Source organism: Rhodococcus sp. 06-235-1A (assembly GCF_002258785.1).
Classification (GTDB): Bacteria; Actinomycetota; Actinomycetes; order Mycobacteriales; family Mycobacteriaceae; genus Rhodococcoides.
Map to the genome: position 1 here is coordinate 253,680 of NZ_NOYI01000027.1, position 24,950 is coordinate 278,629.

The following is a 24,950-nucleotide window of genomic DNA, read 5'->3' on the forward strand; positions in this document are numbered from 1 at the left end:
AACGACCCCTGCACCGCGCGGTGCAGGGGTCGTTTCTCGTACACTGGCGGGCGTGATTGCGAGCAGCTTCTCCCAGACGATCTTCTTGATCCTGCAAATCATCTCGATTGCCGGAGCCGCGTTCGCCATTTTCCATGCGCTGCGCCAACGGCCCGACGCATTTCCCGCGGCCGGAAAGCTGACCAAGAACGCCTGGTTGGGCATTCTGGCGGTAGGCCTGTTGCTGATGCTGATCGGCCCGATGGTCATCATGTTCTGGATCATCGGCATCGTCGGCGTCGCCGTGTACCTCGTCGACGTCCGTCCGAAGATCGACAGCATTCAGCGCGGACCCCGCTGGTAGGCAGGCGCATCGACGCCCACTCGATCGTGGGCGTACCGTCTACCGCACCCGCCAGGGGGTCGAGGTAGAGGGGATTTTCTGTGGTTTCACGCAAGGTAGTCGAACGTGTGTTGTTCGGAATCGGCAGCGCCGCTGCGGCCGCATCGGTCGGTGCATTCGTCGTCCGGCGGCGTCGCTTGCATTCGTTCACCAAGACGACCGACGTTCGGCCCGACGAGCTTCTGAAGCGCCCCACGATCGAGCCGCACATCACCGAGGTGGTCACCGACGACGGAGCTCACCTGCACGTCCGTAGCTACGGTGATGCCGATGCCGAACCGATCGTCTTCAGCCACGGGTGGACCTGCTCGGCCGACTACTGGTTTCCGCAGATCAACGCCCTCGCCGGTCGATACCGCGTCATCGCGTACGACCAGCGCGGCCATGGCCGCAGCGACGTCGGAACGCGGCCGCTGAGCCCGGACGTGCTGGCCGACGACCTCGCGTCGGTGCTCGCCGCGACTGTCGTCGAAGACAACAAGGCCGTCCTGGTGGGGCACAGCATGGGCGGTATGTCGATCATGGCGTGGGCCGGGAACTACCCCGAACAGGTCGATCGACTCGTCAGTGCCGTGCTGCTCGCCAGCACCGCGACCGACTCCCTCATCCGAGAGACCACCGTCATCCCGTTGCCGCAGCGCTTCCCGCGCGTTCCGGCACCGGTCGGTCGAGCCGTGCTGAGCTCGGCGCTGCCGTTGCGGCCGTCGCCGGTGACGCGCCAAGCCATCAAGTACATCTCGATGGCACCCGGAGCCACACCTGCCGAGGTCGCGTTCTGCGAGAAGATCGTGCTGGAATGCGCGCCGCGCACCCGCGGTGTCTGGGGTGCAGCGCTCACCGATCTCGACATCCGCGAGGCACTCGAGAACATGTCCGTTCCCACCAGCGTGCTCGTCGGATCTGCCGACCGCTTGACCCCGCCTGTGCACGCCCGCAAACTCGCCCGCGCCCTGGACGACCACGACCACCTGAGCAGACTCATCGTGATCCCCGGCATCGGACACATGAGCTCGGTGGAAGCAATCGACGAATTCAACGCCGAGGTCGTTCGGCTCTGTAACTTGTGATCTAGCTGAACACCACGGTCTTGCGGCCGTGCACCAGAACACGATCCTCCAGGTGCCATCGCAGACCACGGGAGAGCACCAGCTTCTCGATGTCGCGGCCCTGACGCACCATGTCGGTGACCTCGTCGGAATGGTCGACGCGGATGACGTCCTGCTCGATGATCGGACCGGCGTCGAGCTCGGCCGTCACGTAATGGCAGGTGGCACCGATGAGTTTGACGCCTCGCGCGAAGGCCTGGTGATACGGACGGGCACCGACGAACGACGGCAGGAAGCTGTGGTGAATGTTGATCGCCCGTCCCGCCCAGTGCGCGCACAGTGATTTCGGCAGCACCTGCATGAAGCGAGCCAGCACCACCGCGTGCGGGTCGTAGGAATCGACGAGCGAGCGAACCTCGTCGAAGGCAGGTCCGCGCTCGGCCGGATCCTTCGCGAATTCGACGTGATGAAACGGTGTGCCGTGCGCAGCGGCGATCGGCTCCAGCGACTTGTGGTTGCCGATCACCGCGGAGATCTGTGCGGGCAGTTCGCCGCCCGCCGCCCGTCCGAGCAGATCGTGCAGGCAGTGCGCTTCCTTGCTGACGAGCAATACCACTCGCTTGGGTTCGCCCGAATCATGCAGTGCCCATTCGGTTTCCGGACCCAGCTCGGCAGCCACCTCGGCGAACCGTGCACGCAGATCCTCGATGGACATGCTGACCGACGACGCCCGAACGGCCTGCCGGGTGAAGAACCAACCGGTGTCGGGATCGGCGTGGTACGCGGCCTCGACGATCCAACCACCGACGTCGGCGAGGAAGGTCGAGATGCGGGCGACGATGCCCGTCTTGTCGGGGCAACCGAGAGACAGTACGTAGCGGCGGTCCTCGGATACGGAAGAACTCATGCCGACGATTGTCTCAGGGCGCGCGGACCCCGGTTGCCACCAGTGTCCCGAGATCGATCGAATCGATCCCGCGCTCGGTCAGCAGCGCAGAGAACTCGGCCCGGATCTGCGTGCGAGTTCCGTCGTCGAACGGAGTCAACGCACCGCGCAGTGCGCTGCCCAGCACGAAATCCCACACGAACGATTCGGTTGCCGGTACGTGATTGGACAGCTCGACGACTCGAACGTCGGACGTTCCCGCGGCGGTGAGCCAGGCACCGAGGAGATCCGCTGTCTCCATCCTGCGGATCGGGTGATCGTCGACTCCGGCCGTCGGATCGGGCGCAGGGCCTGCGCTCGGCGGCCAGTGTCTGCCGATCACGTCGAAGAACGCGCCCGAATAGTCCCTGACCGAGCCCTGGCGCCACACCGTCACTCCGACGCGCCCGCCCGGGCGAACCAACGAGACGAGTCGCGCAAAGTCCTGCTCTGGATCGGGAAGGAAGAAGATGCCGTACGAGCAGGCCAGAGCGTCGTATCCGGCGTCGGGAACGGTCGACGGCGGTTCCCACACGGTGGCGTCGGCGAGAACGAAATCGATGTTGCGCAGAGCTCGATCGGTGGCCTTCACCCGGCCCACCTCCAACAGGCCGTCGGCGAGGTCGATGGCGTGCACGATGCCGTCGGGTCCGACGGCGGCCGCCGCAGGAATCGCCGACGCCCCGGTGCCGGAGCATACGTCCAGAACGGCCTCGCCGGACGCCAACTCGAGCGCGAAGGCGAGCGACTGCCCCGCCGGACCCCAGACCTGCGGCGTCACCGCGTCGAATTCCCTGCTGGTGGCATTGAAGGTGGCGGCGAGCGATGCTGCGGTCATGAGGAAAAATCGTAGACCGCCAAGGCTACGAAAGGGCGTGCTGTGAAAAGCTGGACTGCATGACACTCACCCGCGCTGCGCTCGCCGACATGGTCGACCACACGCTGCTCAAGCCGGAAGCGACGACGGCCGATGTGGCCGCTCTCATCGAGGAGGGCCGCGAGCTCGGGGTGCTCGCGGTGTGCGTCTCGCCGTCGATGTTGCCGATTCGCGCCGAGGGAATGCTCACCGCCGTCGTCGCCGGATTCCCGTCGGGCAAGCATCATTCGTTGATCAAGGGATCCGAGGCGCGTCTCGCGGTGCAGCAAGGTGCCGACGAGGTCGACATGGTGATCGACGTCGGAGCGGCCATTGCGGGGGACTACAACGCAGTATTGGCCGACATCGTCACCGTTCGCGAAGGCATCGGCAATGCCGTACTCAAGGTGATCATCGAGTCTGCAGCCCTGTCCGACGAGGCAATCGTCGAGGTCTGCCGCGCTGCCGAGAAGGCCGGTGCCGACTTCGTCAAGACATCCACAGGCTTCCATCCGGCCGGCGGCGCGAGCGTCGAAGCGGTGCGGCTGATGGCGGAGACCGTAGGCGGTCGCCTGGGCGTCAAGGCCAGCGGCGGCATCCGGACCACGGAGGCCGCCCTGGCGATGATCGACGCGGGCGCAACACGATTGGGGCTGTCGGGTACCCGCGCGGTGCTGGACGGGTTGAACTAGAGCGACTGCGTCGCACGTGCGCGGTAACTCGTAGTCCACTACGAGTTACCGCGCACGTGGGGCTACGCGACCAGCGAGCAACCCTCGGGCGTCGGCTGGTTCTGATCCTGCTGGGTCACGGGAATCGTGTACTGCCCGCCTTCGAGTGTGAGCTCGATGCCGGAGTCGGTGACGGTCAACGACGTCGGAGTCATGTCCAACGGGTACGCCTGCAGGCTGTCGGTCAGCACTCCGACGACCGAGTCGACCAGATCGGTCGGGATCCCGAGACCGAGAATCGAGGCGTCGACGGTCTGGAAGTCGACCCGGCCGTCCGCGACCTGCGGCTTGACGGTCAGCTTCGCGAGCGCGCCGACGGCGAATTCGAGGGTGCCCGCCGACGCGTCCGAGGTGACGCCCGAGACGATCGCGCCGATGCCCTGGCTCTGCAGGGTGCGGGTGATGCCGTCGGTGGACCACGAGATGTCCGCACTCGAGCTGCCGATGGTGCCGCCGGAATCGGCGGTCTGCGTCAGGTTCAGATCGCGTGCCTCGGCGTGCACGACCATGCCCTCGGCGGGGCCGAAGCGAGCGTCGTCGCTGTCGACGGTCACCGAGGAGACCTTCTTGTCCACCAACGAGAGCAATACCGGCTTGAAGCCGAGACCGACCTCGACCTGGCTACCGAGTTCGGATTCGAGCTGGCCGGCCAGGCACGACTTGATCTGTTGACGCACGAACAACTCGCCACCGATGACGGCGACGAGGAGAACGACAACGACGGAGACTGCGATCAACGGCACGCTGCTGCGCTTGGCTGTGGATGACATTCCCGGCAGTCTTCCCGATGATTCTGAGCAAGCTCTGTGAAACCCGCCGAACCCATGTCACGGAAACCAAAGTTTGTGATCTATAACACATTTTGACGTACGCTTGCGTCATGAGTACGACAGGACCGAGTGTGCAGGAACTGCACTCGCTCGCCACTCGTCAGGACGGCTACTTCACAGCCGAGCAGGCCGGCGAGCTCGGCTTCGATCCGGCAATGGTTCGCGTCAACCTGGCCACGGCTACGTGGACTCGCGTCGAGCGAAACCTGTTCCGGCTCGGGCAATGGCCCCACAGCGAGCTCGAAGTGTTCGCCATGTGGTGCGCCTGGTTCGGCGGCGAGGCAGTGATCTCGCACCAGAGCGCCGCAGAGCTACACGGATTCGGGCATCTGCACCCGCAATTCGTCCACCTCTGTGCGTTCGGAGACCTACGCCTGACCGACACCCGACTTGCCGTTCACCGTCTGCGACTCGAACCACGAGATGTCGAATCGGCGGGCACGTTCAACATCACCACGCCGGTGCGAACAGTGCTCGATCTCGCCGCAGGAGGAATCTCGCAGATCACTCTCGACGAGGTGGTGTGCGACGCCGTCGCGATCGGTCGCGTCGACCCGCAAGCGCTGTACTCCGAGGCGGGCAGCAGCACCGATCGAGTGGCCGAACGCGTCGAGCTGGCGTTGTCGGCCTGCACGTAGCCGATTCACGATGCCGGCGCAACCGTCGCCCAAGGCACCGTGAGTACGTTGTCGCGCATGCGTCGGCGGGGGAGTGTGATCGGAAGCCCCTGTTCGGCAAGCACTGTCAGAGCAGCGCGCCAGCGGACTCGGGGGCCGAAGGGTGCCAGTGGTGCCGAGACCGACCACGCTCGATCTGCGCGCTGCAGCAGATCGTGCACGAACTCACCCTCGATGTTGCGGTGTATCAATACCTTAGGGAGTCGCTCCGCGATGTCCGACGGCATCTCGACGTCGAACGGATCCCACGCCAGGGTCAGAGACCGCGGCCCTTCGGAGTCCAGGAGGACCCAGGCGCAGCGTCTACCCAACTCGTCGCAGGTACCGTCCACCAGCAGGCCGCCGGGTGCCAAGCGAGACTGAATGCGTTGCCAGGCAGCAGGAACCGCGTCCTCGGGATATTGCCGCAGTACGTTGAATGCCCGTACCAGGTTCGGGCGCAGCCCGGCCAACTCGAATCCCCCGCGAGCGAACTCCACGCCGCCAGTTCCCGGAACGACTCGGGCGGGGTCGATCTCGAGTCCGGTGACACGGAGGTCGGGCCTGACGGTGCGCAACCGCCCGGCGAGTTCGAGGGTCGTGTTCGGCATCGCCCCGTACCCGAGGTCGACGACGAGGGGATCCGGTGATTCGCGCAGGACGCGTCGAACATCGGAGTTGTGCATCAGCCACCGGTCGCTACGACGCAACCGATTGATGCCGGTGGTGCCGCGGGTGATGACGCCTTCAGGCCCCTTCAGTGGGCTAGGCGTTCTTCTCGAGCCAGTCGGCGGTCACTTCGCCCTCACCGCGCCACAGGTCGATGAGGTTGACGAGCATGAGCTGCTCGAGTTTGCCGCCGATGAACGGCAGGAAGACCTTGGCCTCGGAAGAGGTGCGCAGGGTCGAACCACCATTGGTCGGGAAGAGCGAGGTGGTGCCCTTCAGCGAACCCGGGCCGGCCGGAATCGACGCGTCGTAGTGACCCGCAGTGACTTCCTCGAAGGCGTCGAAGTGCACGTTGCGGGTGATGACCATGTCTTTCTTCATCACCGTCTGCGCGATATCGGGCAGCTCGGTCCGCGGGATGACGTGGTGCATCACGATGTCGATTCCGGCGTCGGACACCTCGAAGCTCTTCAGCTCGTTCTCCGAGTACTTACGCATCTCCTCGATGCGCGCATCCCAGTGATCGCGACTGGACAGCGCTGCATAGACCTGCTGCGTCGAGTGGGTGAACCGGGCGGAGTAGTTCATTCGGCGAGCCATAGTGCGCCAGGCTAGCTGTTCGCCTGTGCGGCAATCCAGTTACCGGTGAAGTCCTGCTCGTTGTCGATGAGGGACAGCACCTGCTCGCTGATCATCGATTCGATCTTGCCGCCGAAGATGGGGACCTTGACCTCGGTGGTGCCGGCCAGCGCAATGGTCGTCGTATCGCCCTTGGCATCGAGAGTGGTGGTGCCGGTGATGCGAGCCGGTGCCCCCTCCACGGTGGCTCCGAACGTGCCGTCGGCGTGGGTGCCGTCGAACGGTCCCCAGCTCTCGGTGCGTTCGATGATGAGGTCGCCCTTCTTGAAGGCGGTCACCGCGGACGGCAACTCCTCTTCGGGGACGGACTGGGTCATGACGACGTCGATGGTGCCGTCGCCGACGGTGACGCTCTTCAAGCTGGCACCGGGGCCGCCGATCTGCTCGATGCGGTCCTTCCAGTACTGCTCGGATGTCAGCGCTGCGTGGACCTTGTCGGCGGAGGCGGGCACAGTCGAGCTGTGCTCAATGGGGCGAGGCATCCACGCAGGTTACCGGGTGACTCTTCGCGCCATGCGCGACCGGTAGCGTGAGAGTCCGTGCCTACTGCAATTTCGGAGCTCACCACCATCCGCGTGGGTGGCCCGGCCCGTGAATTCACTGTCGCGACGAACGCCGACGAGTTGGTCTCCCTGGTGCGTGATGCGGATCGCGCAGGGACGGACGTGCTGGTCGTCGGCGGGGGATCCAACCTGGTCGTCGGCGACGAGGGGTTCGACGGCCGAGTGGTTCGGGTGACCGGGTCGCGGCTGGAGATAGACGGCGAGATCGTGACGGTCGACGCGGGCGTCGAGTGGGATGCTGTCGTCCAGGCGACGATCGATGCGGGACTGTCCGGGATGGAAGCGCTCTCGGGCATTCCCGGAACCACCGGCGCGACGCCGATCCAGAACGTCGGTGCGTACGGAGCGTCGACGTCGGAGCTGTTGCACAGTCTCACCGTCTACGACCGCGAGACCGAGGTGACGGCGGTGTGGACGCCGGAGCAGTGCGGCTTCGGTACCCATCGGTCGTCGGTGTTCAAGCGATCCTCGCGGTACGTGATTCTGGATGTGACGTTTGCGCTGAAGAAGACGACCGAGTCGCTTCCGGTGCGCTACGCAGCGTTGTCGGAGCGTCTGGATGTGCAGATCGGCGACGTAGTACCGGTACCGGACGTGCGCGCGGCCGTACTGGCTCTGCGCGGCGAACGCGGCATGGTCCTCGACGCAGACGACCACGACACGTGGAGCGTTGGATCGTTCTTCCTCAACCCGGTACTGCGGGAAGTGCCCGAGGCCGCCGCGCACGCGCCCCACTTCCCCGACCCCGCGGGAACCAAGATCCCGGCGGCCTGGCTGATTCAGAACGCAGGCTTTCCGCGCGGCTACGGGACCGAATTCGGCCGCGGGACCGCAGCCCTGTCGTCCAAACACGTGCTCGCCATCACCAACAGGGGCGGTGCAACGGCGTCGGACATCATGGCTCTTGCCGCACACGTCCGCGACGGTGTGCAGGAGAAGTTCGGCGTCACGCTGACGCCCGAGTGTGACCTCGTCAACTGCGCGCTGGGTTAGAGCCACCGAAAACGGCGCATACGATGGAGCTTTGTACGTCGGGCTCGTAGGAGGTAAATCAGTGCAGGTCACCAGCGTGGGACATGCGGGATTCCATATTCGGACCGAGGCCGGGAGCATCCTGTGCGATCCGTGGGTGAACCCGTCGTTCTACGCGTCGTGGTTCCCGTTCCCCGACAACTCGGGACTGGACTGGGACGCTCTGGGCGACTGCGACTACCTCTACGTCTCGCACCTGCACAAGGACCACTTCGATCCGCGGAACCTGGCCGAACACGTCAACAAGGACGCGACGGTGCTGCTGCCGGACTATCCGGTGCTCGATCTCAAGCAGGAGCTCGAGAAGCTCGGCTTCCACAAGTTCTACGAGACGACCGACTCGGTCAAACACACGATCTCCGGGCCCAAGGGCGATCTCGACATCATGATCATCGCGCTGCGCGCGCCCGCGGACGGGCCGATCGGTGACTCGGGGCTGGTTGTCTCCGACGGCAAGACCGTCGCGTTCAACATGAACGACGCGCGGCCGGTGGACCTGGACGTCATGACCGAGAATTTCGGTCCCGTGGACGTGCACATGCTGCAGTACTCGGGCGCGATCTGGTACCCGATGGTCTACGACATGGTGGCGCGCGCCAAGAAGAACTTCGGCATCCAGAAGCGGCAACGGCAGATGGATCGAGCGCGCCAGTACATCGAGCAGGTCGGCTCCACATGGGTCATTCCGTCCGCCGGCCCGCCGTGCTTCCTCGACGACGAACTGCGCTTCCTCAACGACGTCTACGGCGACCCGGCCAACGTGTTCCCGGACCAGATGGTGTTTCTCGAGCAGATGCGCCTGCACGGGCACGACAAGGGCCTGCTGATGATGCCCGGCACCGCTGCAACGTTCGACGGTTCCGAGCTGCTCTCGCACGAGCATCCCATTCCCACCGCCGAGGCGGAGGCCATCTTCACCACCGGCAAGGCCGAGTACATCGAGGCCTACGCCCAGCGTCAGGCATCGGTCATCGCGGCCGAGAAAGCGGGCTGGGCTCCGGCCGAGGGCGAGCCGCTGCTCGAGCCGCTTCGGGGTCTGTTCGAGCCGATCATGGCGCAGACGGACCTGATCTGCGACGGCATCGGCTACCCCGTCGGGATCACTATGGGTGACGAGACCGTCGTGCTGGACTTTCCGAAAAGGATTGTGCGCGAACCGATCTCGAACGAGAAGTTCCGTTACAGCTTCACCGTTCCGCCGGAGCTGGTACGTACCGCAGTACGCGACCGGGAGCCGGATTGGGTCAACTCGATCTTCCTGTCCACCCGCTTCCGCGCCCGACGCGTCGGCGGCTACAACGAATTCCTGTACACGTTCTTCAAATGCCTCACCGACGAACGCATCGCCTACGCCGACGGCTGGTTCTCCGAGGCGCACGACGACACCGCCACGATCACGATGGGCGGCTACGAAATCCAGCGCCGCTGCCCACACCTGAAAGCGGACCTGACGAAATTCGGCATCGTCGAGGGCAAGAAGCTCACCTGCAACCTGCACGGCTGGGACTGGAACCTCGAAACCGGCCGCTGTCTGACGTCGAAGGGTCACGAGCTGCGCACGCAGAAGCTCTGACTCTGCTGTGAGACTGCCCCCAAAACGACCCGGAAAAGTGGGGCAGTTCGCAGACGCAGGTACGTTGGATAACGTGCATGAGCAGGTAGAACAGACAAAACGGACGCGCGCGGTGTGGTTGATCGCCGTGCTCGTCGCCTTGGTGGCGTTGGTGGCAGGGTGCACCGTCGGATCCGGCGACGGAGGCTCGGGAGCCGCTGCCCCCACCACCGAGGCCGCGCCCGTTGTGAAGGTCACCGCGAACCCCGTAGCGGGTGCCGTCGACGTCAGTCCCGTCGCGCCCATCTCGGTCTCCGTGGCCGATGGAACGCTCACCGAGGTTGCGCTGACGAACCCCGAGGGCAAGGTCGTCCAGGGCGCGCTCTCACCCGACAAGACCTCGTATGCCGTCACCGAACCCCTTGGCTACGGCGTCGAGTACACGTGGTCCGGCTCGGCGGTCGGCAGCGACAACAAGACCGTGCCCATCGACGGAGCGTTCACCACGGTCGAACCGGACAGCCGAACCTCGGTGAGCACCAACATCGGCGACGGTCAGGAAGTCGGCATCGCCGCGCCGATCATCCTGCAGTTCGACTCGGCGATCGAGGACAAGGCGGCCGTAGAAAAGGCGTTGACGGTGACCACCAACCCGCCGACTCCCGGCGCATGGGCCTGGTTCCCCGACGACAACGGCTCACGCATCCACTGGCGTCCCACCAACTACTGGACGCCCGGTACGACGGTGTCTGTGGTCGCGAAGCTCTACGGCGTGAACTACGGCGACGGTGCCTACGGTGCCGACGACGTCACCCTGAACTTCAGCATCGGACGCAGCCAGGTGGTCGTCGCCGACGCCACCAGCCACCGCATGCAGGTGGTCCGCGACGGCGCGACGATCATGGACATCCCCGTCAGCTACGGCGAGGGCAACGAAGACCGCAACGTCACCCGCAGCGGCATCCACGTCGTCACCGAGAAGCACGAGGACTTCCTGATGTCCAACCCGCCGTTCTACGAGAACGTGCGCGAACGCTGGGCCGTGCGCATCTCCAACAACGGTGAGTTCATCCACGCCAACCCGCTGACCACCGGCGTGCAGGGTGCATCCAACGTCACCAACGGGTGTATCAACCTCTCCACCGAGGACGCGCAGCAGTATTTCGGTACGGCGATGTACGGCGATCCGGTGGAGGTCACCGGCACCCGCATCGACCTGTCCGCAGCGGACGGCGATCTGTACGACTGGGCGATCGACTGGCCGACCTGGGAGTCGATGTCGGCGCTTCCTGCCGGCGGAGCAGCCGCAACCACGACCCCCGCGACGACAGCACCTGCCACGACGACGGCACCTGCGCCCGCTGGCTGAGCGCTGCGCGCACGTGCATGGAAACTCGTAGCGCACTACGAGTTTCCATGCACATGGGCTACTTACGGGAGAAGCGCCCCGGACCGGCCTGATCGCGCGGCTTGATGATGATCTGATCGAGGTTGACGTGCGACGGGCGCGAGGCCACGAAGCCGATCACCTCGGCGATGTCGCTCGCCACGAGCGGCGTGATGCCCTGGTACACGGCGTCGGCCTTGGCTGCGTCACCGTCGAAGCGGACGAGCGAGAATTCGGTCTCCACGGCACCGGGTGCTACCTCGGTCAACCGCACCGGCTTACCCAGTAGTTCGCCGCGTAGCGTCCGATGCAGCACGGCCTGAGCGTGTTTGGCGGAGGTGTAGCCCGATCCGTTGTCGTACGCCTCGAACGCAGCAACCGAGGTGATCGTGACGATGAGGCCGTCGCCGGACTCGATCAGCTTGGGCAGCAACGACTTCGTGACCCGAAGCGTGCCGAGAACGTTGGTCTCCCACATCCAGCGCCAGTCGTCGAGGTCGGCGTCGATCACCGGAGCCAATCCCTTTGCGCCGCCTGCATTGTTGACCAGGACGTCGACGCGGGGGATCACCGCAGCGAACGCGGCGACCGAATCCTCGTCCGTGACATCGAGTTCCAGGGCCGTGCCGCCGATGTCCGACGCCAACTCCTCGAGCCGGTCGAGTCTGCGGGCACCGATCACCACGTGGAATCCGTCGGCGGCGAGTTGGCGGGCCGTGGCCGCGCCGATGCCGGAACTCGCTCCGGTGACGACGGCGATTCGGGTATCGGGTGCGATGTGTTCGGGCGAGGTCATGGGGAAATTCTAGTTCGGGAGAAACAGCGCTTCTGGACGGGCCCGATTGGACAATCGGGCTTCGAGTGCTAATTTTGGACTCATGTCCGCCAGTGAGACCACCGCGATGCGGGTCACCTATGTGACCGCGTCCCTCGGTTCTCGCTTGCCGCTTCCTCGGGAACTGTGTTGTCTCGGCCAAGGAACCTGTCTCTAGCCTTTTGCGCTACGGGCAGTCGGTTCGCGTGTCGTGGTCTTTCGTGACCACCGTGCTCGCCCTTGACCTGCATCACTTCGCACCGTCGTCGCTGTTCATTCGCGACGAAGGTCTCCACTGCTGAGGATCCACGACGGATGTCCGTAACCACGCTGCACCACCACCATGCTCGTCCCGCACTGCGCTCGCCCGGACGGGTCACCGCTCCCGCGTCGCGCGTCCAACTCGTCGCACCCGATCTGCGGATCGTCGACAGCCCCGTGGCGTCGGTGCTGCGGGTGGCCTGCGTCGAAGGCCCCATATCCCGCGACAGCGCAGCTCGCACAACAGGATTGAGCATCGCCACCGTCAATCGTCAGGTATCGGCTCTGCTCGGTGTCGGGCTGTTGCGCGAGCGCGCGGACCTGACGGCATCGGGCGCGATCGGACGGCCCCGGGTGCCGTTCGAGGTCAACCACGAACCGTTTTCGACGATCGGCATCCACATCGGTGCCGTCGTCACCGGCATCACCGTCAGCGACCTGCGCGGGCGCATCCTCGGCGCTGTCGAAATACCCACGCCAGGTGGATCCCCCGATGCGGCACTGGCTTCCGTCACTCGCAGTGCCGGAGCCTTTGCCGGACGCTGGCATCGCCGAACACCGCTGTGGGTCGGCGTAGCCATCGGCGGCCGTGTCGACAGCGCGAACGGCACCGTCGACCACCCGCGACTGGGGTGGGAGAACGGCCGCGTCGCCGGCATCATCGGCGGCGGACTCGGCCTTCCCATCTCGGTGTCCGGGCACGTCGAGGCCATGGCAGCCTCGGAATTGTTGCTCGCACCTCGACTGTCGGACACCGCGGCAGTGCAGAGCTCGAGCGGAACCTCCCTCTACTTCTACGCACGCGAGACCGCAGGCATGGCTCTGACGATCGACGGCCGCGTCCACACCCCGGCGAGCGGCCCCGGGTCCATCGCCCACCTGCCCACCGGATCATCGGCGCTGTGCGGATGTGGTAATCGAGGCTGCCTCGAGGCCTCGGTCAGTGATCGAGCGGTGGTCGCTGCTGCCGTCGACCGCAAGATCATTGCGAGCGTAGCCCGCGGAGCGACCCATGTCGCTGCGAGCGTAGCCCGCGGAGAGACCAATGTCGCTGCGCCGCAGCCACGTCCGAGTATTGCCGCGGTGTACCAGGCAGCACAGGGCGGTTCGGAGGCGGCGCGCGAACTGCTGGTCGAGCGCGCTCGGATACTGGGTCGGACGGTGGCGCTGCTGCGTGACATGTTCAATCCGGATCGCGTGGTACTCGGGGGCCAGGCGTTCACCGCGTACCCGGCCGGAATCCCGCACGTGGGCGAGGCCTTCACCGCGCATTCGACGCTGGCACGCCGGGATATTCGCGTCACCGGATTCGGCGACCGGGTGCAGGAATACGCCGCGACGGTGGTCTCTCTCAGCTCCCTGTACTCCGATCCGCTCGCGTCGATGCGCAGGGCTGCCGCGTAGGTTCACTTACCATGAGCACCCCTGCAGCAGGACCGGTTCGCCAGGCCACCGGGATCGACGGAGCCAATATCGTCTACCGCGTCAGCGGTGACCCCGAGGCGAGGCCACTGGTTCTGCTGCACGGGTGGGCGCAGAGCTCGGCGTGCTGGGGCGAGGGACTGTTGGCCAACTTGGCCGAGCGGTACCGCGTTGTCGCCGTCGACCTGCGTGGGCACGGCTACTCCGACGCCCCCGCGGCTGGGTACGACGACTCGAGGATCTGGGCCGGGGATGTGGAGGCGGTGCTCGCTGCAGAGGGCATCACTGCCGACGCTGTGCTCCTGGGCTGGTCCTACGGCGGTCTGGTGATCTGTGACTACCTCGCCGAACACGGATCCGGCGCGGTGGCGGGCATCGTGCTGGTCGGTGCGATCACCAGCATCGGTAGGGGAGAGGCAGGCGGACGCGTGGGGACGGCCATGCGAGCGGCGATCCCCGGTGCGATGGCAGAGGAACCCCGCGTTGCCATCAAGGCACTCGGTAGCTTCGGCAACGCGTTGACCGGGCCGGTAGAAGGGAAAGGGCCGCAAGCACAGGCGCTGTTCGGGTTGACCCTGTCCACCCGTCCGCGAGTGCGCGCAGCCCTGTTCGATCGGGCCGTCGGGCACGACGACCTGCTCCGCAGCCTCGATGTGCCGGCATTCGTACTGCACGGCACCGACGACACCGTCGTCGACGTCTCCGCCGGGCGTCACGCCGCGGAGTTGATTCCCACGGCCGTGGCGTCGTACTGGGAGGGCGTGGACCACGGCCCGTTCGTCGCCGATCCCCAGAGGTTCTTCGTCGAGGTGACCGAGTTTCTCGACAGCCTGGGTCGTTCCGCAGGCTGCACTCCCGGATGGTCTGAGTCTGCCCGGTCGTCCGACGGGGTAGTTATCGAGACGTAATGTGGAGGCGTGCACACTGAAGGAGTGACTGGACACCAGCTGAGCAGGGTCGCTGTGTTGTCCTTGCATACCTCCCCGCTCGCGCAGCCCGGAACGGGTGACGCGGGTGGCATGAACGTCTACGTGCTGCAGAGCGCCAAAGAGCTGGCCAAGCGGGGTGTGGAAGTCGAGATCTTCACCCGGGCGACGGCGTCGACCGACGCTCCCGTTGTCGAGGCAGCGCCAGGAGTGCTGGTCCGCAACATCGTTGCGGGACCGTTCGAGGGCCTGGACAAACACGACCTGCCCACACAGTTGTGCGCGTTCGCGGCCGGAGTGTTGCGTGAGGAAGCTCGGCACGAGCCCGGTTATTACGACCTGGTGCACTCGCACTACTGGCTCTCGGGGCAGGTCGGCTGGCTCGCTCGCGATCGGTGGGGAGTGCCGCTGGTACACACCGCGCACACCCTCGCCGCGGTCAAGAACGCGTCTCTGGCCGAGGGTGACTCGCCCGAGCCCGCGGCACGCCAGATCGGTGAGCAGCAGGTGGTGGCCGAGGCGGACAGGCTGATCGCCAACACCACCGAGGAAGCGAAGTCTCTCGTCGAGATCTATGGGGCGTCGCAGGATTCCATCGACGTGGTTGCGCCGGGAGCCGATCTGGCGCAATACAATCCGGGAGACAAGCACGCGGCTCGCGCCGAACTCGGTCTGAACCCCGACGAGTCGATCGTCGCATTCGTCGGCCGCATCCAACCGCTCAAAGCCCCCGATGTGCTCATCGCAGCGGCCGCCGAAGTGCTGCAGCGAGATCCGTCGTCGCCGCTTCGGGTTCTCATCGTCGGCGGGCCGTCGGGCAGCGGGTTGGATCGGCCCGACAGTCTCATCGATCTGGCCGAGAGTCTCGGGATCACCCCGCGGGTGACGTTCATGCCGCCGCAACCGTCGTCGCGCCTGGCGCAGGTCTACCGCGCCGCGGATGTCGTTGCGGTGCCGAGTTACAACGAATCGTTCGGCCTGGTCGCGATCGAAGCCCAGGCGTGCGGAACGCCGGTGTTGGCAGCGGATGTGGGCGGTCTCGGTGTAGCCGTGCGATCGGGCGAGACCGGCCGTCTGGTGCAGGGCCACCGCACCGAGGATTGGGCCGATGCACTCGCGTCCATGCTCTCGGATCGAACCGCATTGGCGGACATGGCAAGTGCGGCACCGCGGCACGCTCGAAACTTCTCGTGGGAGCACACAGCCGACGGGCTCATCGAGAGTTACCGGCAGGCCAAGTTCCACTTCGACCGCGGGGAGGCACCGAGCGAGTTCTCGCCGCGACGCGTCCGAGGATTGTCGAAACTACGCAGATCAGGAGCTGTGACTGCATGAGCGAGACCGCCGAACTGATCGACCGGGCCCTCGAGGACCGCGAGCTGGACTACACGCGGCGCGGAGAGGTGTTCACCGTCGAGCTGCCCGGTGAACGCAAATTGAAGACGACGACGATGTTGACCGTCGGGCATCACGGGGTACGCATCGAGGCATTCGTCTGCCGCAAGCCCGACGAGAACTTCGAGGGTGTCTACAAATATCTGCTGCGTAGAAACCGTCGTCTGTACGGAGTGCATTACACGATCGACAAGGTGGGCGACATCTACCTCGTGGGACGAATGTCGTTGCACGCGGTCAACGGCGACGAACTCGATCGCGTTCTCGGTCAGACGCTCGAAGCGGCGGACGGCGACTTCAACGTGCTGCTCGAACTGGGATTCGCGGAGTCCATCAAACGTGAATGGGCATGGCGGGTCTCGCGTGGCGAATCGTTGGCGAACCTGAAGGCGTTCGAGCATCTGGTAGGAGCAGACAAAGCCGGGCAAGCGTAACTCGCTCGAAATGGGTCGGTGTCGCTGCCCGTAACGTCCGGTTCATAGCCTGGCTGTCATGACCAGGCCCGAGGACGCCCGCCCGCCGGTGTTGCAGATGTTCGGTTACGGTCTGCAACATATTCTCTCGATGTTCGGTGGCGTCATCGCCGTACCGATCATCGTCGGGGGAGCGGCCGGGCTGTCCGGTGCCGACCAAGCCCTGTTGATCTCCTGCGCACTGTTCGTCAGTGGCGTGGCCACCGTTCTCCAGACCGTCGGTATTCCGTTCTTCGGCTCGCAACTGCCGCTGGTACAGGGTATTTCGTTTGCTTCGGTCTCGACGGTGCTGACGATCATCGGCAGCGCGGAAGACGGCCGAACCGGATTGCGCACGGTGCTCGGTGCCGTTCTGGTGGCCGCGCTGATCGGTTTGGCGATCGCGCCGTTCTTCTCCAAGATCGTCCGTTTCTTCCCGCCGCTGGTGACCGGCAGCATCATCACCGTCATCGGCCTGTCGCTGATGCCGGTGGCCGCACGCTGGATCACCGGCCAGGAAATGGTGGGCGGAGCCCCGAACCCGAACTACCTCGATCCCGGCAACATCGGACTGGCGATGTTCACCCTCCTCGCCGTGCTGGTGATGACCAAGATTCCGGGGCTGTCACGGTTGTCGATCCTGCTCGGACTCGTCGTCGGCACCATCGCAGCGCTGATCGTGGGAAAGACCGATTTCGACGGCGTCGGCGACGCATCCGTGGTGGCCGTGCCGACGCCCTTCGCGTTCGGTTCGCCGATCTTCGCCATCGGTGCGATCGTGTCGATGACCATCGTGATCCTGGTGATCATGGTCGAGACCACGGCCGACATTCTGGCCGTCGGTGAGGTCGTCGGAACGGACGTCGACTCCAAGCGCGTCGGTGACGGACTGCGCGCCGACATGGTGTCCTCGGCCGTCGCCCCGATCTTCAACACCTTCCCGGCCACGGCCTTCGCACAGAACGTGGGGCTGGTGGCGATGACCGGCATCAAGAGCCGCTTCGTCGTCGCGGTCGGCGGCGGCGTGCTTGCGCTGCTGGGCCTTTCGCCGGTTCTCGCGGCAGTCGTCGGTGTCGTCCCGCTGCCGGTACTCGGAGGGGCAGGAATCGCTCTGTTCGGAACCGTCGCAGCCAGCGGCATTCGCACCCTCGGCAAGGTGAACTACGACAACAACTCCAATGTGATCATCGTGGCGGTGACCTTGGCGTTCGGCCTCATTCCCGTTGTCGCGAGCGACTTCTGGGACGAATTTCCGGACTGGTTCGTCACCGTCTTCCATTCCGGAATCAGTGCCGCCAGCATCGTGGCAGTGGTCCTCAACGTATTCTTCAACGTATTCAGACCCGGTACGCCGCCGAACCCATCGGTGGTGGCAGCGGGGCCGGCAGTGATGGTGCGTGAGGACGAAGCGAAGGTGCTCGGCGAAGGCGGAAGCCTGCCCGAGAAGGCCGAGCCCAACAAGGACTCCTGAGTGAAATCCTGCGCACCCTCGCCCGCGCGAGTACCGTCCCGAACCAGACGAAGCACATCTAAATTGGAGGACATCTTGTCATTCGTTACCCGCACGAGTACGCGGAAGGCAGCACTCGGCGGCGTCGCGTCGCTCGGTGCCATCGCCCTGATCGCAGGCTGTGGATCCGCTCCCGAGGACGAAGGATCGGGCGGGGGTGGATCGAGTGACTTCCTGCCCTGCATGGTCTCCGACAGTGGCGGATTCGACGACAAGTCGTTCAACCAGCTCGGGTTCGAGGGTTTGACCGAAGCCTCCCAGGAGCTCGGCGTCGAGCCGCGCACCGTCGAGTCCGCGTCGCCCACCGACTACGCGCCCAACATCAACAACCTCGTCGATCAGGGCTGCAACCTCATCGTCACCGTCGGATTCGATCTGGCCGACGCCACCAAGGTCGCGGCCGAGGCCAACTCCGACATCGATTTCGCGATCATCGACGACTCCACCATCGATCTGCCGAATGTCAAGCCGCTGACGTACGACGCGTCGCAGTCGGCATTCCTCGCCGGTTACGCCGCCGCCAGCTACAGCAAGACCGGAGTGGTCGGCACCTTCGGTGGCTCGCAGCTGCCTACCGTCACCATCTTCATGGACGGTTTCGCCGACGGTGTGAACTACTTCAACGAGCAGAAGGGCAAGGCAGTCCGCGTCATCGGCTGGGACGTGCCCTCGCAGAACGGCTCGTTCACCGGTGGATTCACCGCCAACGAGGTTGCCAAGAACACCGCCCAGGGCTTGATCGACCAGAACGCGGACGTCATCTTCCCGGTCGGCGGACCCATCTATCAGAGTGCGGCGCAGGCCATTCGGGACTCCTCGCGTCCGGTCGCCCTCATCGGTGCCGACGCCGACGTCTTCGAGTCCGACCCCTCGGTCGGTGACCTGCTGCTCACCTCGGTGACCAAGGGCCTCAAGACCAGCGTCGACGAGGTGGTGGCCAACTCCGGCGCAGACAAGTTCGACAACGCTCCGTACGTGGGCACCCTGGAGAACGACGGCGTCGGCATTGCGCCGTTCCACGACTTCGAGTCCAAGGTCGACCCCGCACTGCAGGGCGAGCTGGACACGATCAAGGCAGGCATCGTCGACGGGTCCATCACCGTCGAGTCGCCGTCTGCACCCAAGTAGCACCAAGCGGTCGTAAAGGGATATGAAGCTCGAACTTCGCGGTATCACCAAACGATTCGGCTCGTTGATCGCCAACGACCACATCGATCTGAGCGTCGAATCCGGCGAGATCCATTGCCTCCTCGGCGAGAACGGTGCAGGCAAGTCCACGTTGATGAACGTGCTCAGTGGCCTGTATCGCGCCGAGGAGGGCCAGATTCTGCTCGACGACGTCGAGCAGAACTTCGCCGGTCCGGGCGAGGCCATGACTGCCGGGATCGGCATGGTGCATCAGCACTTCATGCTGATTCCGGTGTTCACCGTTGCCGAGAACATCGTGCTCGGCAACGAAACCACCTCGCTCGGTGGACGACTCGATCTCGTGGCAGCACGAAAGCTGGTACGAGAGATCTCCGCGAGGTTCGGCTTCGATCTCGATCCCGATGCTCTCGTCGACGACCTACCCGTCGGCGTGCAGCAGCGAGTGGAGATCGTCAAAGCACTCTCCCGTGAGGCCAAGGTGCTCGTGTTCGACGAGCCGACGGCCGTCCTGACACCGCAGGAAACCGACGATCTGATGCGGATCATGCGGGAGCTCGCGGCGTCGGGCACCACCATCGTCTTCATCACCCACAAGCTGCGCGAAGTACGCGAAGTGGCCGACAAGATCACCGTCATCCGGCTCGGCAAGGTCGTCGGCGAAGCGAAACCGACCGCCTCCAACACCGAACTCGCGGCCATGATGGTGGGACGTGATGTGCAGCTGACGGTTTCGAAGGACCCGGCGACGCCCGGGGCGGCGGCGCTGGTCATCGAGAACTTGTCGGTGTTCGACGCCCAGGGCAACAAGACTGTCGACGACGTCAGCCTCGAGGTCGCGGCAGGGGAGATCCTCGCCATCGCCGGAGTGCAGGGCAACGGCCAGACCGAGTTCGTCGAGGCTCTACTCGGGTTGCAGGACAACGTGTCCGGCAAGATCAGCCTCGACGGCAATTCACTCGTCGGATCGACGGTGCAGGACGTGCTCGACGCCGGAGTCGGCTTCGTTCCGGAGGACCGGACCGTCGACGGTTTGGTGGGCGAGTTCTCCATCGCCGAGAATCTGATGCTCGATCGCTCGAACAGCATGCCGTTCGTGCGGCGCGGAGCAGTGCAGCGCGACTATCTGGACACGTTCGCATCGGAGAAGTTGAGCGAATTCGATGTGCGGGCACCGGGAATCGGCACCGCCGTCGGACGCCTGTCCGGTGGCAACCAGCAGAAGGTGGTGCTCGCGCGCGAACTGAGCCGCGATCTGCGGCTGTTCGTCGCCGCGCAGCCCACTCGCGGAATCGACGTCGGATCCATCGAATTCGTGCACAAGCGCATCGTCGCCACCCGGGATTCGGGGATCCCGGTGATCGTGGTGTCGAGCGAACTGGATGAGGTGGCCGCACTGGCCGACCGCATCGCCGTCATGTATCGAGGAGCAATCGTGGGAATCGTCCCCGGGGATACGTCCCGCGAAACACTCGGATTGATGATGGGCGGTGAGCGCGGTGAGTGAGGCCCAGCAGACCCCGACATCCCAGCAGTCCCCGACATCCCCGCAGCCGTCGAAGTCTCACGTCGTATTGCGGCAGATCTTCACCGGCAGCGCCATCATCTCGGTTCTCGCAGTACTGCTCGCGCTGATCGTCGGTGCCGTGCTCATCGCCGCCACCAACTCGGGTGTTCAGGAGTCGGCAGGCTACTTCTTCTCACGTCCCACGGACATGCTGAAGGCCATCTGGGATTGCGTTGCCGGGGCGTACTCGTCGTTGTTCCAGGGTTCGGTGTACAACTTTCGACGTCCCGGATTCGAGAACGGCATCCGGCCGCTGACCGAGACTCTGACGTTCGCCACTCCCTTGATCGTCGCGGGACTCGGTGTGGCCCTTGCCTTCCGCGTCGGCATGTTCAACATCGGTGGCCGAGGCCAGACGCTCATCGCCGCCGCGTGTGCGGGCTGGGTGGGATTCGGGGTGAGCCTGCCTGCCGGACTGCACCTGCTGGTGGCCGTCGTCGCCGGAGTTCTCGGCGGCGCGGTGTGGGGCGGCATCGCCGGATTCCTCAAGGCGCGCACCGGTGCGCACGAGGTGATCGTCACCATCATGCTCAACTACATCGCGTTCTACTTCGTCGCGTACCTGTTGCGTACCCCCGGTGCGCTACAGGCACCGGGATCGAACAATCCCAAGACGGCCCCCATCGAATCGACCGCCGTGTTCCCGAAACTGTTCGGCGACAAGTACAACCTGCATCTCGGGTTCGTACTGGTGATCCTCGTGACCGTCGCGGTGTGGTGGCTGCTCGAACGATCGAGCCTCGGATTCCGCTTCCGCGCTGTCGGCGAGAATCCGCACGCCTCGCGCGTCGCCGGTATGAACGTCAACCGCATCTACCTGTACGCCATGATCATGTCCGGTGCGCTCGTCGGCCTTGCCGGAGTGGCCCAAGTCCTGGGCACCGTGACCACCGGATTCAGCGCCGACATCGATGCCGGAATCGGATTCGACGCCATCACCGTCGCACTGCTCGGCCGATCGAAACCGTGGGGCGTGTTCTTCGCGGGAATCCTGTTCGGCGCGTTCAAAGCCGGTGGGTTCGCCATGCAGGCGGCCGAAGGCGTGCCCATCGACATCGTGCTCGTCGTGCAGTCGGTGATCGTGCTGTTCATTGCTGCGCCGCCCCTGGTTCGAGCCGTGTTCCGATTGCCCAAACCAGGTGAAGAGAAACTCGCGAAGGCCGAGACCGCGAAGGTGGGTGCACTGTGACCGCCCCCGTCAACTCCGTCGTCGCCCCCGCCGAAGCAGTACTCGGCCGCAGCTGGAAGGTGCCGTCGATCCTCGGGCTCGTGACGTTGCTCGCTCTGGTGCTGTTCGTTGTCAAGAAGGGTTCGGGCACAAGCACATTCGCCTTGGCGTCCGAGGACGACTTCTTCGCGCTGCCTGCGGTCGGCGTGCCGTCGTACGGCACCGGTCTCGTCGTGGTGGTGTTGCTGGCCGTCATCACCGCGTATGCGGCGCTACTCGCCTCGCGATACCGCTCGGCACCGCTGTGGCTGCTCGCGGTGTTCGCCGTGCTGTTCGTGTTCGGATTCCTGGCCTGGGCAGCGGACGGTGAGACCATCCCGGTGCCCGGATTGCTCATCGGCGCAGTCGCTTTGAGCACCCCACTGATCTTCGGTGCCATGGGCGGGGTGATCTCCGAACGCGTCGGCGTCATCAACATCGCCATCGAAGGTCAGTTGCTCGCAGGCGCTTTCGTCAGCGCCGTCGTCGCGTCGATCACCGGTTCCACGTACGTCGCGCTACTCGCTGCACTGGTTGCAGGCGCATTGACTGCGTCCCTGCTGGCGGTCTTCTCCATTCGCTACTTCGTCAACCAGGTCATCGTGGGTGTGGTGCTCAACGTGCTGGTCGTCGGACTGACCAGCTTCCTGTACTCGGTGGTGCTGACCAAGAACGCCGAGACCCTCAACTCGCCACCCCGTTTCGCCCGCATCGACATTCCGGTGCTCTCTCAGATTCCGATCCTCGGTCCGGTGCTGTTTCGGCAGACCCTCATCGTGTACCTGATGTATGTGGCGGTAGCCCTGGTTTTCTTCGGGCTGTTCCACACCAAGTGGGGTCTGCGCCTGCGTGCCGTCGGTGAGCATCCGCAAGCCGCCGACACCGTCGGAATCAACGTGGCCCGAACTCGATTCTGGAACGTCTGCCTCGCCGGTGCCATCGCCGGACTCGGCGGTGCGTACTTCACGCTCGGATCCGTCGGCGCGTTCGGCAAGGAGATGACGGCCGGTGCCGGCTACATCGCACTGGCCGCCGTGATCTTCGGGCGGTGGGATCCGGTGCGCGCGACGCTCGCTGCACTGCTGTTCGGATTCGCGTCGAACCTGCAGAACGTGTTGGGCATCATAGGGTCTCCGGTGCCGAGCGAATTCATGTTGATGCTGCCCTACGTGGTGACCATCTTCGCCGTCGCCGGGCTGGTGGGCCACGTGCGAGGACCGGCAGCAGCGGGCAAACCGTACGCGTCCCGAAGTTAGCGCCCGCCCTACCTGACTCAGCGGTAGGGTCGCTGTCCGATGTGACCGCTTTCACTGTAAGGTTCGATCATTGTTGCCGCAGTTTTTCGAAGGAGAGCCATGAGCTTCCGCAGTCCCTTTCCCGACGTCGAGATCCCGAATCTCAGCGTCTACGACTTCCTGTTCGGCTCCATCGCCGAGTCCGATCTCGACAAGCCGGCTCTCATCGACGGCACCTCGGGTGCCGTCACCACCTACAAGTCGCTGATCGGCCAGATCGACGCCATCGCAGGAGCCCTGGCCGCGCGTGGACTCGAGGTCGGCGACGTCGTCGGACTGCACTCGCCGAACGTGCCTGCATTCGCGTCGGTGCTGCACGGCATCCTGCGCGCAGGCGGGACCGCGACGACGATCAACGCGCTGTACACGGCCGAGGACATCGCCAAGCAGCTCACCGGCTCCGGCGCGAAGTTCCTCTTCACCGTCTCGCCGCTGTACCCGCAGGCCAAGGCCGCCGCGGAGAAGGTCGGTCTCGACGCCGATCACGTGATCGTGCTCGACGGTGCCGAGGGGCACCCGAATCTGCGCGACCTGCTCACCCAGGGCGCACCTGCCCCCGAGGTCTCGTTCGATCCGGCGACGCATGTCGCGGTGCTGCCGTACTCCTCCGGCACGACGGGTGTGCCGAAGGGCGTCATCCTCACCCACCGCAACCTCGTCGCGAACGTGGCACAGATGGAACCGCGGGTGGGCATCGACAGCGACGACGCGATCCTGGCGCTGCTGCCGTTCTTCCACATCTACGGCCTGACGGTGCTGCTGAACATCGCGCTGAAACTGCGCGCGCATCTGGTGACGATGCCGAAGTTCGACCTCGTCGAATTCCTCCGGATCATTCAGGACCAGAAGCTGACGTACCTGTTCATCGCACCGCCGGTGGCCGTCGCGCTCGCCAAGCATCCGATGATCGATCAGTACGACCTCTCCAGCGTCCACACCATCTTCTCGGGTGCCGCACCGCTGGACGAGGAACTGGGCAAGGCCGTCGCCAAGCGTCTGAACACACGGGTTCGCCAGGGCTACGGCATGAGCGAGCTCAGCCCGGTCAGCCACGCCATCCCGTTCGATCGCGACGACATGCCGCTGAGCTCGGTTGGCCAGCCGCTGGCGAACACCGAGAACAAGCTCGTCGACCCGGGCACCCTCGAGGAAATCGACTTGCCCACAGAGGGATTGAGCAAGCCCGGTGAATTGTGGGTCAAGGGACCGAACGTGATGGTCGGGTACCTCAACAACCCCACCGCCACCGCCGAGACCCTCGACTCCGACGGCTACCTGCACACCGGCGACATTGCCGTCGTCGATCCCGAAGGCGTCGTCTACATCGTCGACCGCCTCAAGGAACTGATCAAGTACAAGGGCTACCAGGTGCCACCGGCCGAGCTGGAGGCACTGCTGCTCACGCACGAGGAGATCGCCGACGCCGCCGTCATCGGTGTGCTCGACGACGAGGGGGAGGAAATTCCCAAGGCATTCGTCGTGCGCCAGCAGGGTGCCACGATCGACGAGGAGGGCGTCATCGCTTTCGTCGCCGAGCGCGTCTCCCCGCACAAGAAGGTTCGCCGGGTCGAGTTCATCGACATCGTGCCGAAGTCTGCGGCCGGCAAGATTCTGCGCAAGGACCTGCGCTCGGCGGAGGCAGGCAAGTAGCTCGTTCTTCTGCACGACCCAGCGCACCCTCCATCGT

The 24,950-nt window shown here is 65.0% G+C and carries 24 protein-coding genes; 17 read left to right on the forward strand and 7 right to left on the reverse strand.

Annotated features, from left to right (window positions below; genetic code table 11):
* The first annotated feature begins 52 nt into the window (after window positions 1-52).
* Both CH275_RS24850 and CH275_RS24855 read left to right on the forward strand, forming a co-directional pair.
* Entirely contained in the window at window positions 53-343 is a 291-nt protein-coding gene (locus CH275_RS24850; RefSeq protein ID WP_094680816.1) for a DUF2516 family protein, read from the forward strand.
* Between the two features lie 80 nt (window positions 344-423).
* Window positions 424-1,449: an alpha/beta fold hydrolase gene (locus tag CH275_RS24855; RefSeq protein WP_094680817.1), complete on the forward strand. Its 1,026-nt coding sequence runs from the start codon at window positions 424-426 to the stop codon at window positions 1,447-1,449.
* Between the two features lies 1 nt (window position 1,450).
* Here CH275_RS24855 and purU read toward each other — a convergent pair whose 3' ends face one another.
* Both purU and CH275_RS24865 read right to left on the reverse strand, forming a co-directional pair.
* A complete protein-coding gene (purU, locus tag CH275_RS24860) occupies window positions 1,451-2,335 on the reverse strand; it encodes a formyltetrahydrofolate deformylase (protein ID WP_094680818.1) in 885 nt (294 codons plus the stop codon).
* A gap of 13 nt (window positions 2,336-2,348) precedes the next feature.
* Window positions 2,349-3,191, reverse strand: coding sequence for a class I SAM-dependent methyltransferase (locus CH275_RS24865; RefSeq protein WP_094680819.1), 843 nt, complete (start codon window positions 3,189-3,191; stop codon window positions 2,349-2,351).
* Between the two features lie 59 nt (window positions 3,192-3,250).
* On the opposite strand from CH275_RS24865, the gene deoC reads away from it, so the two are divergent.
* Window positions 3,251-3,901 (forward strand): deoxyribose-phosphate aldolase, encoded by a 651-nt coding sequence (deoC, locus tag CH275_RS24870; RefSeq protein ID WP_373453741.1) that lies wholly within the window; start codon window positions 3,251-3,253, stop codon window positions 3,899-3,901.
* A gap of 62 nt (window positions 3,902-3,963) precedes the next feature.
* On the opposite strand, the gene CH275_RS24875 is transcribed toward deoC, so the two are convergent.
* Window positions 3,964-4,710: an LmeA family phospholipid-binding protein gene (locus tag CH275_RS24875; RefSeq protein WP_179276331.1), complete on the reverse strand. Its 747-nt coding sequence runs from the start codon at window positions 4,708-4,710 to the stop codon at window positions 3,964-3,966.
* A gap of 110 nt (window positions 4,711-4,820) precedes the next feature.
* On the opposite strand from CH275_RS24875, the gene CH275_RS24880 reads away from it, so the two are divergent.
* Window positions 4,821-5,408 (forward strand): type IV toxin-antitoxin system AbiEi family antitoxin domain-containing protein, encoded by a 588-nt coding sequence (locus CH275_RS24880; RefSeq protein WP_094680821.1) that lies wholly within the window; start codon window positions 4,821-4,823, stop codon window positions 5,406-5,408.
* A gap of 5 nt (window positions 5,409-5,413) precedes the next feature.
* Here CH275_RS24880 and CH275_RS24885 read toward each other — a convergent pair whose 3' ends face one another.
* The 3 genes from CH275_RS24885 to CH275_RS24895 form a co-directional block, all read right to left on the reverse strand.
* On the reverse strand, window positions 5,414-6,112 hold the full coding sequence (locus CH275_RS24885; protein ID WP_256991197.1) for a class I SAM-dependent methyltransferase: 699 nt from the start codon (window positions 6,110-6,112) through the stop codon (window positions 5,414-5,416).
* A 79-nt stretch (window positions 6,113-6,191) separates the two neighbouring features.
* Window positions 6,192-6,695: a DUF2505 domain-containing protein gene (locus CH275_RS24890; protein WP_094680823.1), complete on the reverse strand. Its 504-nt coding sequence runs from the start codon at window positions 6,693-6,695 to the stop codon at window positions 6,192-6,194.
* Between the two features lie 11 nt (window positions 6,696-6,706).
* Complete coding sequence (locus tag CH275_RS24895; RefSeq protein ID WP_094680824.1) at window positions 6,707-7,216, reverse strand: DUF2505 domain-containing protein; 510 nt, start codon at window positions 7,214-7,216, stop codon at window positions 6,707-6,709.
* Between the two features lie 57 nt (window positions 7,217-7,273).
* Between CH275_RS24895 and CH275_RS24900 the strand changes: the two genes are divergently transcribed.
* The 3 genes from CH275_RS24900 to CH275_RS24910 all read left to right on the forward strand — a co-directional run bounded on the left by CH275_RS24900 (window position 7,274) and on the right by CH275_RS24910 (window position 11,250).
* Window positions 7,274-8,290, forward strand: coding sequence for a UDP-N-acetylmuramate dehydrogenase (locus tag CH275_RS24900; protein ID WP_094680825.1), 1,017 nt, complete (start codon window positions 7,274-7,276; stop codon window positions 8,288-8,290).
* Between the two features lie 61 nt (window positions 8,291-8,351).
* Complete coding sequence (locus tag CH275_RS24905; RefSeq protein ID WP_094680826.1) at window positions 8,352-9,902, forward strand: MBL fold metallo-hydrolase; 1,551 nt, start codon at window positions 8,352-8,354, stop codon at window positions 9,900-9,902.
* Window positions 9,903-9,975: 73 nt separating this feature from the next.
* Window positions 9,976-11,250, forward strand: coding sequence for a L,D-transpeptidase (locus tag CH275_RS24910; RefSeq protein WP_179276332.1), 1,275 nt, complete (start codon window positions 9,976-9,978; stop codon window positions 11,248-11,250).
* 58 nt (window positions 11,251-11,308) lie between these two features.
* On the opposite strand, the gene CH275_RS24915 is transcribed toward CH275_RS24910, so the two are convergent.
* A complete protein-coding gene (locus CH275_RS24915) occupies window positions 11,309-12,064 on the reverse strand; it encodes an SDR family NAD(P)-dependent oxidoreductase (protein WP_094680827.1) in 756 nt (251 codons plus the stop codon).
* Window positions 12,065-12,397: 333 nt separating this feature from the next.
* Here CH275_RS24915 and CH275_RS24920 point away from each other — a divergent pair, with 333 nt between their 5' ends.
* The 10 genes from CH275_RS24920 (at window position 12,398) to CH275_RS24965 (ending at window position 24,913) form a co-directional block, all read left to right on the forward strand.
* A complete protein-coding gene (locus tag CH275_RS24920) occupies window positions 12,398-13,747 on the forward strand; it encodes an ROK family protein (RefSeq protein WP_179276333.1) in 1,350 nt (449 codons plus the stop codon).
* Window positions 13,748-13,758: 11 nt separating this feature from the next.
* The gene (locus tag CH275_RS24925) at window positions 13,759-14,673 is read left to right on the forward strand and encodes an alpha/beta fold hydrolase (protein ID WP_256991198.1); all 915 of its coding nucleotides are present in this window, start codon (window positions 13,759-13,761) and stop codon (window positions 14,671-14,673) included.
* A 24-nt stretch (window positions 14,674-14,697) separates the two neighbouring features.
* Window positions 14,698-16,026, forward strand: coding sequence for a D-inositol-3-phosphate glycosyltransferase (gene mshA / locus CH275_RS24930; RefSeq protein WP_256991199.1), 1,329 nt, complete (start codon window positions 14,698-14,700; stop codon window positions 16,024-16,026).
* Window positions 16,023-16,520, forward strand: coding sequence for a YbjN domain-containing protein (locus tag CH275_RS24935; RefSeq protein ID WP_094680828.1), 498 nt, complete (start codon window positions 16,023-16,025; stop codon window positions 16,518-16,520). Before mshA ends, CH275_RS24935 begins: the two co-directional genes overlap by 4 nt.
* 58 nt (window positions 16,521-16,578) lie before the next feature.
* On the forward strand, window positions 16,579-18,009 hold the full coding sequence (locus tag CH275_RS24940) for a nucleobase:cation symporter-2 family protein (RefSeq protein WP_094680829.1): 1,431 nt from the start codon (window positions 16,579-16,581) through the stop codon (window positions 18,007-18,009).
* A gap of 75 nt (window positions 18,010-18,084) precedes the next feature.
* Entirely contained in the window at window positions 18,085-19,176 is a 1,092-nt protein-coding gene (locus CH275_RS24945) for a BMP family lipoprotein (RefSeq protein ID WP_256991200.1), read from the forward strand.
* A 22-nt stretch (window positions 19,177-19,198) separates the two neighbouring features.
* On the forward strand, window positions 19,199-20,701 hold the full coding sequence (locus tag CH275_RS24950) for an ABC transporter ATP-binding protein (protein ID WP_094680831.1): 1,503 nt from the start codon (window positions 19,199-19,201) through the stop codon (window positions 20,699-20,701).
* Complete coding sequence (locus CH275_RS24955) at window positions 20,685-21,950, forward strand: ABC transporter permease (protein ID WP_256991201.1); 1,266 nt, start codon at window positions 20,685-20,687, stop codon at window positions 21,948-21,950. Before CH275_RS24950 ends, CH275_RS24955 begins: the two co-directional genes overlap by 17 nt.
* A complete protein-coding gene (locus CH275_RS24960; RefSeq protein ID WP_094680832.1) occupies window positions 21,947-23,224 on the forward strand; it encodes an ABC transporter permease in 1,278 nt (425 codons plus the stop codon). Before CH275_RS24955 ends, CH275_RS24960 begins: the two co-directional genes overlap by 4 nt.
* A 99-nt stretch (window positions 23,225-23,323) precedes the next feature.
* Complete coding sequence (locus CH275_RS24965; protein WP_094680833.1) at window positions 23,324-24,913, forward strand: AMP-binding protein; 1,590 nt, start codon at window positions 23,324-23,326, stop codon at window positions 24,911-24,913.
* Window positions 24,914-24,950: the final 37 nt, after the last annotated feature.

Bases quoted from the DNA above. Each gene is read 5' to 3' on its own strand.
- purU (WP_094680818.1), bottom strand. From the start codon at position 2,335: ATGAGTTCTTCCGTATCCGAGGACCGCCGCTACGTACTGTCTCTCGGT.
- CH275_RS24865 (WP_094680819.1), bottom strand. From the start codon at position 3,191: ATGACCGCAGCATCGCTCGCCGCCACCTTCAATGCCACCAGCAGGGAA.
- deoC (WP_373453741.1), top strand. From the start codon at position 3,251: ATGACACTCACCCGCGCTGCGCTCGCCGACATGGTCGACCACACGCTG.
- CH275_RS24875 (WP_179276331.1), bottom strand. From the start codon at position 4,710: ATGTCATCCACAGCCAAGCGCAGCAGCGTGCCGTTGATCGCAGTCTCC.
- CH275_RS24880 (WP_094680821.1), top strand. From the start codon at position 4,821: ATGAGTACGACAGGACCGAGTGTGCAGGAACTGCACTCGCTCGCCACT.
- CH275_RS24885 (WP_256991197.1), bottom strand. From the start codon at position 6,112: ATGCACAACTCCGATGTTCGACGCGTCCTGCGCGAATCACCGGATCCC.
- CH275_RS24890 (WP_094680823.1), bottom strand. From the start codon at position 6,695: ATGGCTCGCCGAATGAACTACTCCGCCCGGTTCACCCACTCGACGCAG.
- CH275_RS24895 (WP_094680824.1), bottom strand. From the start codon at position 7,216: ATGCCTCGCCCCATTGAGCACAGCTCGACTGTGCCCGCCTCCGCCGAC.
- CH275_RS24915 (WP_094680827.1), bottom strand. From the start codon at position 12,064: ATGACCTCGCCCGAACACATCGCACCCGATACCCGAATCGCCGTCGTC.
- CH275_RS24920 (WP_179276333.1), top strand. From the start codon at position 12,398: ATGTCCGTAACCACGCTGCACCACCACCATGCTCGTCCCGCACTGCGC.
- CH275_RS24925 (WP_256991198.1), top strand. From the start codon at position 13,759: ATGAGCACCCCTGCAGCAGGACCGGTTCGCCAGGCCACCGGGATCGAC.
- CH275_RS24935 (WP_094680828.1), top strand. From the start codon at position 16,023: ATGAGCGAGACCGCCGAACTGATCGACCGGGCCCTCGAGGACCGCGAG.
- CH275_RS24940 (WP_094680829.1), top strand. From the start codon at position 16,579: ATGACCAGGCCCGAGGACGCCCGCCCGCCGGTGTTGCAGATGTTCGGT.
- CH275_RS24950 (WP_094680831.1), top strand. From the start codon at position 19,199: ATGAAGCTCGAACTTCGCGGTATCACCAAACGATTCGGCTCGTTGATC.
- CH275_RS24965 (WP_094680833.1), top strand. From the start codon at position 23,324: ATGAGCTTCCGCAGTCCCTTTCCCGACGTCGAGATCCCGAATCTCAGC.